General features: G+C 46.3%; 12 protein-coding genes. 5 read left to right on the top strand and 7 right to left on the bottom strand.

The window, feature by feature from the left end:
• Positions 1-6: 6 nt before the first annotated feature.
• The 7 genes from BN3910_RS06050 to dnaA all read right to left on the bottom strand — a co-directional run bounded on the left by BN3910_RS06050 (position 7) and on the right by dnaA (position 9,066).
• Positions 7-342, bottom strand: coding sequence for an ATP-binding protein (locus BN3910_RS06050; RefSeq protein WP_066925377.1), 336 nt, complete (start codon positions 340-342; stop codon positions 7-9).
• Between the two features lies 1 nt (position 343).
• A complete protein-coding gene (locus BN3910_RS06045; protein WP_066925374.1) occupies positions 344-652 on the bottom strand; it encodes an STAS domain-containing protein in 309 nt (102 codons plus the stop codon).
• A gap of 20 nt (positions 653-672) precedes the next feature.
• Complete coding sequence (gene gyrA / locus BN3910_RS06040; RefSeq protein ID WP_066925371.1) at positions 673-3,123, bottom strand: DNA gyrase subunit A; 2,451 nt, start codon at positions 3,121-3,123, stop codon at positions 673-675.
• Between the two features lie 43 nt (positions 3,124-3,166).
• Positions 3,167-5,098, bottom strand: a complete 1,932-nt coding sequence (gene gyrB / locus BN3910_RS06035; RefSeq protein ID WP_066925368.1) for a DNA topoisomerase (ATP-hydrolyzing) subunit B — start codon at positions 5,096-5,098, stop codon at positions 3,167-3,169.
• A gap of 104 nt (positions 5,099-5,202) precedes the next feature.
• Positions 5,203-6,285: a DNA replication/repair protein RecF gene (recF, locus tag BN3910_RS06030; RefSeq protein WP_066925365.1), complete on the bottom strand. Its 1,083-nt coding sequence runs from the start codon at positions 6,283-6,285 to the stop codon at positions 5,203-5,205.
• Positions 6,286-6,325: 40 nt separating this feature from the next.
• A complete protein-coding gene (gene dnaN, locus BN3910_RS06025; protein WP_066925362.1) occupies positions 6,326-7,435 on the bottom strand; it encodes a DNA polymerase III subunit beta in 1,110 nt (369 codons plus the stop codon).
• Between the two features lie 167 nt (positions 7,436-7,602).
• Entirely contained in the window at positions 7,603-9,066 is a 1,464-nt protein-coding gene (dnaA, locus tag BN3910_RS06020) for a chromosomal replication initiator protein DnaA (RefSeq protein WP_066925359.1), read from the bottom strand.
• Between the two features lie 505 nt (positions 9,067-9,571).
• Here dnaA and rpmH point away from each other — a divergent pair.
• The 5 genes from rpmH to jag are packed head-to-tail and all read left to right on the top strand — an operon-like array spanning position 9,572 to position 12,369.
• On the top strand, positions 9,572-9,706 hold the full coding sequence (gene rpmH, locus BN3910_RS06015; protein ID WP_066925356.1) for a 50S ribosomal protein L34: 135 nt from the start codon (positions 9,572-9,574) through the stop codon (positions 9,704-9,706).
• A gap of 49 nt (positions 9,707-9,755) precedes the next feature.
• A complete protein-coding gene (gene rnpA, locus BN3910_RS06010; RefSeq protein WP_066925353.1) occupies positions 9,756-10,202 on the top strand; it encodes a ribonuclease P protein component in 447 nt (148 codons plus the stop codon).
• Entirely contained in the window at positions 10,199-10,414 is a 216-nt protein-coding gene (gene yidD, locus BN3910_RS06005) for a membrane protein insertion efficiency factor YidD (RefSeq protein WP_066925350.1), read from the top strand. The genes rnpA and yidD overlap by 4 nt, the downstream gene beginning before the upstream one ends.
• Positions 10,415-10,474: 60 nt before the next feature.
• Complete coding sequence (locus BN3910_RS06000; RefSeq protein ID WP_066925347.1) at positions 10,475-11,215, top strand: YidC/Oxa1 family membrane protein insertase; 741 nt, start codon at positions 10,475-10,477, stop codon at positions 11,213-11,215.
• Positions 11,215-12,369, top strand: a complete 1,155-nt coding sequence (gene jag, locus BN3910_RS05995) for an RNA-binding cell elongation regulator Jag/EloR (RefSeq protein ID WP_066925344.1) — start codon at positions 11,215-11,217, stop codon at positions 12,367-12,369. The genes BN3910_RS06000 and jag overlap by 1 nt, the downstream gene beginning before the upstream one ends.
• Positions 12,370-12,399 lie beyond the last annotated feature (30 nt).

The raw sequence follows: 12,399 nt of genomic DNA, 5'->3' as shown, positions 1-12,399 counted from the left end.
ATCCTCTCAGCGTAATTTGATCAACCGCAGGGTGTCGTTGTCCGTTTCCACGCCGTCCAAAAGCGTCTCCATAATCTGGCGATGCAACATATAGCCTTCATCGCGCGTTTCTTCTCCGGTTGCAAAGATTTCAATGACCAGACGATCTTCCTCTTCCAGAAAACGAACTCGAATCTTTTCATTAGAAGGCAGAAGATAGTTTACTGCCTCGGAAACGCAGACACGCAAATCATCAATCGCTTCCATATCAAACTGCATTTTTTGTGCAATAGAAGCGGTAACCAAACGCAGTGTGGTCACGTATTCCGCCTGGGAAGGGATGCATAATTCTACCGGCTTCATCTTAGTCCTCCAACAAAAAATCCTGATCCAGCTCGGTAATCGTGAAGAGTTTTTTCACGTTCGCCTTCGCCTTTCGGATCGTAATGGAATGGCCTGCCGGTTTCGTGTTTTTCAGAATCGAAATCAAGGCGCCGAGACCGGTGGAATCCAGATAGTCTAAGCCGGAAAGATCAAAGATAATGGGCGAGGGATTCTCCTGATACGCCTCCAATACTTTTGTTTTCATTTCGGCCGCGCTGATGATGTCCAGATCACCCTTTAAGGCGATTTCCAGCGCTTCATTGTGCTCCAATTGAATGTGAAATGCCATCGTTCCCCTTACCTTTCCGCTTAGGATTCGGTCGGATCCCAGTCGTCCATATACTTGGCAACCGCCACGATCCGCTCTTCTTCCGTTTTAACGTCTTTCAGCTTCACGCCCTGGGTCGAACGTCCAAGCGTACTGATTTTCGCTACTTCCAAACGAATGAGGTCGTTATTTTGCGACATCAGCAACACTTCGTCCGCTTTATCGACCAACATCCCCGCAATAATACTTCCGGTTTTCTTGGTCACTTTATAGGTTTTCAATCCCTTTCCGCCACGATTCTGTAGGGTGTAGTGCTCAATCAGGGTCTTCTTGCCGTAGCCATTTTCACTGATGATGAGCACATACGGAAGGTCTTTAACCACGTCCATATCAATGACTTCATCCTTCTTGCCGAGCGTGATGCCCTTGACACCCATGGCAGAACGACCCACACCGCGCACAGCAGAAAGCGACGTGCGTACGGACATTCCTTCTTTCGTCACGATAAGAATTTCCCCGTCGCCTTTGGCAATGCGCACGGCAACGAGTTCATCGTCCTCCGCAAGGGTTATGGCACGAATGCCGCTTGCGCGCACGTTCATAAAGTTCGATGTCGCCGTCTTCTTGAGCGTTCCCTTTTTCGTCATCATGACAAAATACTTATCTTCGGAAAGCGCAGCACTCTTCGGGAACACCGCTTCAATCACTTCGTTCGGTTCCAGCTGCAACAGATTGACAATGGCCTGTCCGCGCGATGTGCGTCCGCCTTCCGGAATGTTATATGCCGTTAAGGTGTAGAGTCTTCCCTGATTGGTGAAGAACTGAATCTCATCATGTGTTGAGACGACATAGAGATGGCGCACATAGTCGTCATCTTTGGTCGTCATGCCACGAATGCCTTTTCCTCCGCGCTGCTGCACTTTATACTGATCCGCCGGCGTACGCTTGATGTAGCCGCGTTCCGTAAGCGATATCACCACCGCTTCCTTCTCGATCAAGTCTTCGATATCAATCTCTTCCGCTGCCGGCATAATTTTCGTGCGCCGTGCATCCGCGTATTTTTCTTTGATTTCCAGCAATTCCTGCTCAATAACGCCGAGAAGAACGCGACGACTGTTTAGAATTTCACGATAGTAAGCGATTTTTTGTAGCAGTTCATTGTATTCCGCATCCAGTTTTTCGCGTTCCAAGCCGGAAAGTCGTTTCAGACGCATATCCAGAATGGCCTGGGACTGCAGATCGTCCAAGCCGAAGCGTTTCAGGAAAATTGCCTTAATTTCGGCATCGTCATAGCTGGAACGGATGATTTTAATGATTGCATCGATATTGTCTAACGCGATACGCAGACCTTCGATAATATGTGCCCGTGCTTCCGCTTTTGCCAGATCATAGCGTGTACGACGCGTAACTACATCAATCTGATGCTCAATGTAGTAGCGAATCAGATCCTTCATGGGCAACACTCTTGGACGGCCGTTAACCAACGCCAAGTTGATGATGCCGAAAGTCGTTTCCATTTGGGTGTATTTGAATAGATTGTTAAGCACCACTTTGGGAATAGCGTCGCGTTTCAGATCAATGACAATGCGCATACCTGTACGGTTGGAGTCATCACGAATTCCGGAAATGCCTTCAATTCGCTTTTCTCTTACGAGATCAGCGATCTTAAGAATGAGCTTGGCTTTATTTACCTGATATGGAATTTCCGTGATCGTAATTCGATTGTGCCCGCGAACTTCGTCCACACGGGCCACCGCGCGCATCTTCAGGCGTCCGCGTCCGGTTTCATAGGCTTCCTGAATGCCGGTTTTGCCCATGATGTGCGCACCGGTAGGAAAATCCGGGCCGGGCATAATCGCCAAAATGTCTTCCGTCGTTAAATCCGGATTATTCATGTACGCGATACAGGCATCGATCGCTTCACCAAGATTATGCGGCGCCATGTTGGTGGCCATGCCGACGGCAATTCCCGCGGAACCGTTGACGATGAGGTTTGGAAAACGCGCCGGCAACACCGTCGGTTCTTTCTCCTCTTCATCAAAGTTTGGCTGAAAATCCACCGTATCCTTGTTGATGTCCTGAAGCATTTCCTGCGCCAATTTGGTCATGCGTACCTCGGTATAACGCATTGCTGCAGCACCGTCGCCGTCAATGGAACCGAAGTTTCCTTGACCGTCAGCCAACATATACCGGGTGTTAAACGGTTGTGCTAAACGCACCACCGCATCATAAATTGCCGAATCACCGTGGGGATGAAAACGACCCATGACATCACCGACCAAACGGGCGGATTTTCGATAGGGTTTATCGGGCGTCAACCCCAACTGCGCCATACCATACAGAATGCGCCGATGAACCGGTTTAAGACCGTCACGCACATCCGGCAACGCACGGCCGACAATAACCGACATGGAATAGTCCAGATAAGAGCTTTTCATCTCCTCTTCCAGATCCGCATCCAGTACGGTTTGTTTGGTGAATTCTTCTGCCATACTCACTCCTTCTCTCTATTCTTTGGCCGACGAAAAAGTTTGCTTAGCCGACCGTATCAATATTTTCCGCTTTCGTTGCATTCTTCACGATAAATTCTCGCCGCGGTTCCACCTTATCGCCCATGAGAAGCGTAAACGTGTCATCCACCGATGAGGATTCTTCATCTATCTTCACTTGCAACAGAATGCGATGTTCCGGATCCATCGTCGTGTGCCAAAGCTGATCGTCATTCATTTCACCCAAACCTTTATAGCGATTGAGCTTATACGATCCTTCGGGAAGGTCTTGGAGTATGCGGGCCAGTTCTTTTTCATCGTAGACATAGCGTTCTTTTTTGCCCTGTACTATACGAAATAGAGGCGGTTGCGCAATGTAGATATGTCCCTCATCAATGAGCGGACGCATCTGACGATAAAAGAACGTTAAAAGCAGTGTGCGAATATGTGCGCCGTCCACATCGGCATCCGTCATGATGATGATTTTTCCGTAACGCAGTTTCGAAATATCGAAGTTTTCGCCGATGCCCGTGCCGAAGGCCGTCACCATAGATTTAATTTCTTCATAGGCAAAAATGTGATGTGCACTGGCTTTCTCGACATTCAAAATTTTTCCGCGCAGAGGAAGAATAGCCTGTGTACGGTTGTCACGCCCTGTCTTTGCCGATCCGCCGGCGGAATCGCCCTCTACGAGGAAAATTTCATTGACGGCAAGATCTTTTTCCTGGCAATCAGCCAATTTTCCCGGAAGGGTGGTGTTGTCCAAAATGGAACGCGAGCTGCGGGAAAGATCCCGTGCCTTGCGAGCCGCTTCACGGGCACGCTGTGCACTCATGGCTTTTTCAATAATGATCTTTCCGATTTTCGGGTTTTCCTCCAAATAGGTGGAAAGTTCTCGGGACAGGTAGGCGTCTACAATACCGCGCACTTCACTGCTTCCGAGCTTGGATTTGGTTTGGCCTTCAAATTGAGGATTGGAAACTTTCACACTGACAATAGCCGTCAAGCCTTCGCGCACATCTTCACCGGAAAGATTATCTTCTTTTTCCTTGATGAGATTAAAACGCCGTCCATAGTCGTTAAGCGTTTTGGTTAACGCGGAACGAAAGCCCGTTAAATGGGTTCCGCCCTCACCGGTAATGATGTTGTTGGCAAAAGAGATGATATTCTCCGCATAGCCTGTGGTGTACTGCAGCGAAATATCCACTTCAACGCCTTCACTGGTGCCTTGAAAATGCGGTATTTCCTCAAAAAGAGGATCTTTATTGCGATTCAAATAGCGAACAAATTCACTGATACCGCCTTCATAGTGGAACACCTGCTCGCGTTGCTCTTCCTCTTCTTCCCGCTCATTGACCAGAATGAAACGTACACCGGCGGTTAAAAAGGCCATTTCACGGAAACGCCGTTCCAACGTCTCCGCCTTAAAATCCAAGGTTTCAAAAATCTCTGGATCGGGATAAAACGTAATCTCCGTGCCGGTATCTTTAGCTTCTCCAACCACTTTTAACGGCTTTACCGTTTTTCCCTGTGAAAATTCCATGTGATAAATCTTGCCGTCTCGACGCACTTCCGCGATGAGCGTTTTCGATAAGGCATTGACCACCGAAACGCCTACGCCATGCAAACCTCCGGAAAAACGATACGCTTCACTGTCAAATTTTCCACCGGCATGCAAAATGGTTAATACCGTTTCCAGGGTGGATTTTCCGGTCTGATGATGTTTTTCCACCGGAATACCGGAGCCGTTATCCCAAACACGGCAGCCGCCATCTTTTTGAAGAGTAATACGAATGGTATCGCATCGTCCCGCCAAGGCTTCATCCACCGAGTTGTCGACCACTTCATACACTAAGTGATGCAATCCGCGTTCGTCGGTGGAACCGATATACATGCCCGGACGGACACGTACGGCTTCCAGTCCCTCAAGAACGCGAATATTTTTTTCTCCGTATTCCACATTTTGTCTTGGTGCCATAAAAATCCTTTCTTCTCCCCGGCAGGAACGCAAAAAGCAGAAGTTCCGGCGTTTTCCTGTCATCATTCTTTTTTCATCAATCGTTAATGCTTTTTACATTCGTTCTACGATTGAGGTGTAATCTGTCCATTCTGTACACGATAAAAATGGGCGTCTTGTTCTTCACGGCGAAGGAAATCCACTGTATTCGTCGTCACCAAGCTTTGATAAGGACGAATCAGTTGTAATAATGCATTCGCTCGTGGCTCATCCAATTCGGAAAACACATCATCCAATAGCAATAGCGGACGCAAACCGTGTATTTTTTCCCGTATTTTCAATTCCGCCAACTTGCAGGAAAGTGTCAACGTTCTTGCCTGCCCCTGCGAGGCGAAAAGCCTTGCGGGAAGCGTATTAATCGTCATTTCCACTTCATCGCGATGTGGACCGATTTGGGTACTTTTCATTTCCATATCACGATTTCGATTCTCCTTAAGAACTTGCCGAAACATCTCTTCATCTTCCGGGCAATTAGTGACATACGCTAAACGACAGGTTTCTCTTTCATGGCTCAATACCTGATGGAGAGAACTGGTTTCTTTTTCCCATTTTTCGACCATCTCTCTTCGCTTTTTCACCAACGGAACTGCCGAGGAAGCCAATTCCTGATCATAACCGGCTAACTGTTCCGTAAACCAGGCTCCTTGCGCTTTTAACAGTTGATTACGTTGAAAAAGCGTTTTTTCATACCGTCGAAGAAGAGGACGATAGGTCGGATCCGTTGATAACAGGAGGGAATTCAAGTACGCTCTGCGCTCGGCAGGCGATCCCTTGACCAATTCCATATGCTCCGGAGCAAAAAGCACCACATCGAATTGTTCCGTCAGTTCCGCTGCCGAATCCAGTTCCACTTCGTTGATGCGACAGCGCTTTCTCTCCACCATGGAAAACTTGATTTCCACGTTTTTTTCCCGTTCCTTTTCTCGGATACGCGCGCGAATGTACGCCGAACGCTCGCCGAAACGAATCAACTTTTTATCCGTCGTCGTCTTGAACGAAGATCCTTTGGCCGTAATGTACACACTTTCCAATAAATTTGTTTTTCCCTGTGCATTCGGCCCGTAGAAGACGTGACATCCCTCATAAAATGGTATTTTTTCATAACCATAATTGCGGAAATTGATCAATACCAATTCAAGAAGGCTCACTCCTTGCTCCTTTACTTTCCTTCACCAACAGCACTTTCGTTTATTGTCCGGCAATACGCACCGGCAAAACGAGATAGAGATACGACTCTTCTTCCTCCGTCGGACGAATAATCATGGGATTGAGTGTACCGTTCATCGTAAGTGTAATGCGCTCACTTTGTAGAGCGCGAACGCCATCTAACAGATACTTAGCGTTAAAGGCGATACAACAACTCTCCCCCTGACACTCGACGTCCACAAATTCATCCACATGACCCAATTCCGAATTAGATTCGATGTGCAATCCCTCTTCCTGAAAATCCAACTTAATCAGGTGCGCGCGCTCTCCTTGTGTAAGAAGCGACGCACGTTCAATCGCATCACGAAATGCCTGACGATCAACGATGACGGTCGTCTTCTTTTCCTCGGAAATAATTTCTTCATAGTTGATGAAATTCTTATCGATCAGCCGGGAATAGAGTTTGAGCGATCCGCTTTCGAAGTAAATATGACCTGGAACCGAACGAATAACGGTTTTTTCTTCCGGTGAAAGTAAACGAGAAAGCTCAATCATACAACGCTTCGGCACGATCATCGATTCTTCAAACACTTCCTGATGCGCGTCAAGAGAAATATCTCGCACAGCCAAACGATAACCGTCAAGCGTTACTAAACGTACATTTTCCGGTCGCCGTTCATAGAAAATGCCGGTTAAGGCGATTTTCGATTCGTCAAGAGAGGTTGCAAACTCCGTTTCGGTAATGGCCTGAGACAGTACATCATTGGCGATCACGGTCGTGCGCTCGCTATTCACTTCCGGAACTTCCGGAAAATCGGCTGCATTCGGTACCTGCAAGTCAAAATGACTCTCCGCACAGCGAATTTTCAGCACACCCTGATTTTCTTCGACGGTAGCCATCGCACCGGGAAGCTTACGAAAAATATTGCCGATCATTCCGGAAGCAACAACCATAACCCCTTCTTCCAACACCTTACAAGGCATAGAAGTTTGGATGGTCAATTCCAAATCGGATGCAGTAAGCGTTAAGGTCTCCCCATAGGCTTCAAAACGAATACATTCCAAAATTTGCATGGTCGTGCGTGTGGAAATTGCTCGTTGACATTGTCCGATGAGCTTAACCAATTCATTCGGCAACACTTGAATTTTCATCTCTGCTCCTCCCTTGATAGTAGTAATACGTTAGTAGCATTAGTAGTAGGGCCTGTGTATTCTGTGGAAAAGGTAATCTTCCTCCGATGACCTCTTCCCTATCCTTTGGGACATTTTTTGTGGATAAGTTAATTTTTCCCGTTTTCCTTCCACACTTGTCCACTTTCTCAGGTATGCGTCAATTGGGTGATAAGGTTATTGACGTCTTCTTTTAGTGATGCATCTTTTTCCATAAGCGCGCGTATTTTATCTACGGCATGCATGATCGTCGTATGATCGCGCGAAAAACTGCGTCCGATTGCCACCAGCGATTCATTGGTTAATTCCCGACATAGATACATGGCGACCTGACGGGGAAGGACGATGGTTCCTTGTCTGGATTTAGATGCCATATCATGGAGGGAAAGATTGTAGTATTCACACACGCGACGAATAATTTCGTCTAAGGAAAGTTTGCTTTCCGTGTATTCCTCAATTTTCAACGCTTCTCGAGCAATAGCCATCGCTTCTTCCTGGGAAAGTTCTTCCGATCCTTCCTTGAAACGGTAATAGGCCAATACACGCAAAAGAGCGCCTTCCAATTCTCGAATATTGGCCGTGATGTTGTTGGCAATGAATTCGAGAATGTATTGTGGAAGTTTAATGGCCTCTCCTTTCATTTTATGATTTAAAATGGCCACGCGTGTTTCAAAATCCGGCTGCTGAATATCCACCGTCATGCCACCTTCAAAGCGTGTAACCAAGCGATCTTCCAGATTTTTTAATTCCTTCGGCGGCTTATCCGCGGAGAGAACAATTTGTTTTCCTGCTTCTTTTAAGTCATTAAAGGTATGGAAAACTTCCTCCATTGTCGCTTTTTTTCCTGCAATAAACTGAATATCGTCAATGAGAAGCACATCAATGGAGCGATATTTATGACGAAAATTTTCCTTCTCCACATTGGTACCATTTTCAATGACGGCAATCATCTCATTCATGAAATTTTCACTGGTAATGTAAAGCACCTTTTTTTGCGGATCTGTCTGTAAGATCTCATGAGCTATCGCCTGCATGAGATGGGTTTTTCCTAAGCCGGATAAACCATAGATAAAGAGTGGATTGTACACTTTTCCTGGAGCGCGAATCACCGCAATCGCCGTGGCATAAGCAAAATCATTGCTTGTTCCGCGAACGAAGCTTTCCATCGTATACTTTGGATTCAAGGTGTTATAGCCGTTACGACGGTGTTGCTGATCCAAAAAATCATTTTTTACACGCAATTTTCGCGTGATATCCTGCGAATTTTCATGTAAGGGAGTCGGTTCTTCCGACAAGGGAAGGACTTGTTGACGACCGGTATATACTCCTTTTTTTTCTCCGTTCAGATGCTGTTCATAGTCCGACATACTCGGATCAATGAGCTCAACATGAATTTCCTGTTCGCAAATGTAGGAAAGACAACGTTCGATATCCGTTCTGTATTTTTTTTCGACCATGGAATGAATGAACGCGCTGGTGCAATCCAAAACAAAGATATCGTCAAGAAGGAAAACCGGAATAAGCGGTTGAAGCCAATTTTTCAATTGAATGCGGTTCAATTGGATATCCAACATACTGAGGACTTCATTCCAAATCATTGTTAAATCATTCATTGCTTCCCCAATCACTATCCACCAACTTTTCCACTGTTTTATCATCTATGTTTTCGTTTGGCATTTGGTATATATCTCTCTATACCGTTCTATACCGTTGCTTTTTTATTCGGTTATGAAAAACTTATCCACTTATCCACAGTCGATGAGGGGGAAAAACTTATCCACAAGGAAAATCGACGGGCAAACGAAAAGTTCTCCCTTTTCTTCATCTTTTGCTCGAGTTTACCCACAACTTATCAACAAATGTGGATAAAGACGTTTTTAACAGGCAAAAGGACAGATAAACACATAGTAATAGTATACCATATAATGCTTTTTTTCGTCTGAAAGACGGTTATCCACAATGACGCATTTTTCTTGAAAAGCGGGCAATTTGCGCTTTTCCGTGTTCCGCATCTTGACACGATTTTGTGGGCTCAATATAATAACAACGATACTCTTCTCCTGCGAGCGACGCAGGAAAGGCGCGAGTGATGCGCCGAGAATAGGAAAGGAGGAAGAGATGAAAAGAACCTATCAACCGAATAAGCATAAGAGAAAAAAAGATCATGGATTCCGTGCCAGAATGTCGACGAAAACCGGACGTCGTGTATTAAAAGCAAGACGCTTAAAGGGTCGTAAGAGACTGTCCGCATAGGTCCGGAAATGGGCCTATTTTTTTTCGGGTGAAGAGAAGAAGGAGAAACATGGAACGTTCTTTTCGTTTACGGAAAAACGATGAATTTCAACGTGTGTATAGGCGAGGAATTCCTGCTTATAATCGCGACTTCAAGATAATCGGTTTCCGCAATCACCTGGAACACAATCGCTATGGATTCTCTCTTTCCAAAAAATTCGGCAAAGCGAATGAACGCAATCGTACCAAACGTCGTCTTCGCGAGATTGTGCGTGCCCATCAGGAAACTTTTCCCCAAAGCTTTGACTACGTGATTTTACCGAAAGAAACGGCAAAATCGCTTACGTTTTCGGAGCTTGAACAATCGTTACTACACTGTCTGCGACAGTGGAAAAAGCGCATAGATAAACAGGCTACTCGATCCGCGTCTACCACAGCACGAAAAGCATCATCTTCGCAAGGAAAAAACAACAAAAACTGCTCGGATCCTGTTATCGAGGAAAGTCGTACGTCATGAATTGGTTCGCTCAACTTCTTATTCGCGGCTATCAGCGTTTTCTTTCTCCCCTTCTGGGAAGCGGAAAATGTCGTTTTCATCCGACGTGTTCACATTATGCGCTGGAAGCATTTTCGCGCTTTCGTTTTTCGACAGCGCTCATGCTCACCCTTTGGCGAATTCTCCGATGTAATCCGTTTCAAAAAGGAGGAGAAGATCCTCTACTTCCATAAATATTTTTGGGGAGACGGGTGTCGACTCGATGAATTCCAAAACAGAAAAAGAGGTATGACTTGCAAAATATCTTTTCTCCGCTGAGTGATATTTTTGGTTGGATGATGGGACAAATCTACCATTTGTTCGCCAATAGTATCGCGGAACCGGCGCAGGTGTCTTATTTTGCCCTAACGATTCTCGCGATGGCCGTGATCAGTAAGCTGATTACTATTCCCCTTATGGCACAGACGACCAAAGCGTCGGCTAAGATGCAGGCGTTGGGGCCAAAAACCGAAGAACTCAAAAAGAAATACGGCTACGATGAGCGTATTTTGCAGCAGAAAACGCAGGAGCTTTATAAAGAAGAAGGCGTTTCCATGATGGGATGCTCCAGTTGCTTGCCCCTTCTTATTCAGCTTATGCTCATTATGGCACTTTTTAACGTCTTGCGTGAGCCGGCCAAATATATGGTCTCAACTCTCGACGACTTTTCGGCCATTGCCAAAAACTTCTTTTGGATTTCCGACTTGCTGAAGAATGATCCGCTCACCTGGTTCGGTTTGCCGCTGATTAATGCGATTTCCCAATTGGGCATTCAGCTCTTCGGTCCGATGCGCAAGCAACAGCAGCAGATGAATAAAAATATGAATATGACCTTTATGCTCATGCCGATCATGTTCTATTTTATTTCGGTGAATTGGGCCGCCGGTCTTCTGCTCTATTGGGTATTCGGCAATATACTGGAACTGCTCTACCGTGGAATAGCCGCATTGATCACACGTTCCAAAACGCATAGCGCGATAGAGGGAGGTAAGTAATGCAATCCGTTGTGAAAACGGGAAAAACCGTCGATGAAGCGGTACAGGCCGCTTTAGAGGCACTTGATGCCTCATTAGATGAGGTCAGTATTGAAATTATGGAAGAAGCCAAGTCGGGTTTTCTCGGCGTCTTCGGTTCAAAAGAAGCTGTTGTCCGCGTTTCACGAAAAGAATCCGGGTTTCGTGATCTCCTTGAGGACAATAAACCCAAAGAAGAGAAAAAAGACGTAAAGACGGCTTCTCCGAAAATGGCAGACGAGAAAAAGGATGCCCCCTCTTCCTCTGTTAAGATGGAAGAGAAAACGGAAAATCCGGTTTCAGCCGTTAAGGAGAAGAAGTCGGATGTAAAGACATCTGCGGTGAGCACCGAAAAGAACGTTGAAGCACCAACATCGGTGGAGAAAACCGAGGAAAGAAAACAGGAAACACCCAAACCCCTCCCCCGTGAAAACAAGGAAACAGAAAAGCCGACCCACAGTCTTCTCGATCGGATTCATGAAGAAGTCGAACGTGAACAAGGCAAGAAGGAAATCGCGCTGAACAATGAAAAAGAGTCGGAAACATCTTCGCCACTGATGCAGGCTTCCTCTACTGAAGATAAGGGTTCTACTGAAGATAACGCATCCGTGGTGTCCACACCGGTAGATAATCGTGTCGCGCAGGAGCACACGGTTGTTTCGCGCGAAATGGATAATGTCGAAATCATCCGCTTTACGGAAAACTGGCTCTCCTCGATTCTGGAAGAAATGCATATTTCTGCGCAGCTTAACTTTTTCATTGAGGAGGAGAACCTGCGTATCGAGCTGACGGAGATTTCCGAAACGGATATGGGTATCGTGATCGGTAGACGCGCGGAAACGCTGAATGCAATTCAGTATCTCCTGGGCGTAACGCTCAATCGAATCAGCAAGCGTCACTATCGCGTTTATTTGGATGTGGGCGATTATCGCAAGCGCCGTGCACAGAATATCACCCGACTGGCGGAACGCAATGCGGAAAAAGTAAAACGCAGCAAGCGATCCTTGAAGCTGGAGCCGATGAATGCCTATGAACGACGCATTGTGCATACCGCACTGCAGAATATGGAACACATCGAAACGGTTTCGGAAGGCCGTGAGCCACATCGTAAAGTGGTCATTCTATATAAAGAATAGAAAGGGGGCACTCCGAAGGAGTGCCTTTTT

The sequence above is a fragment of the Murdochiella massiliensis genome (genome assembly GCF_900059565.1).
Taxonomy (GTDB): domain Bacteria; phylum Bacillota; class Clostridia; order Tissierellales; family Peptoniphilaceae; genus Murdochiella; species Murdochiella massiliensis.
The sequence above is the reverse complement of the archived record's forward strand: the minus strand, read 5'-3'. Positions and strand labels throughout refer to the sequence as shown.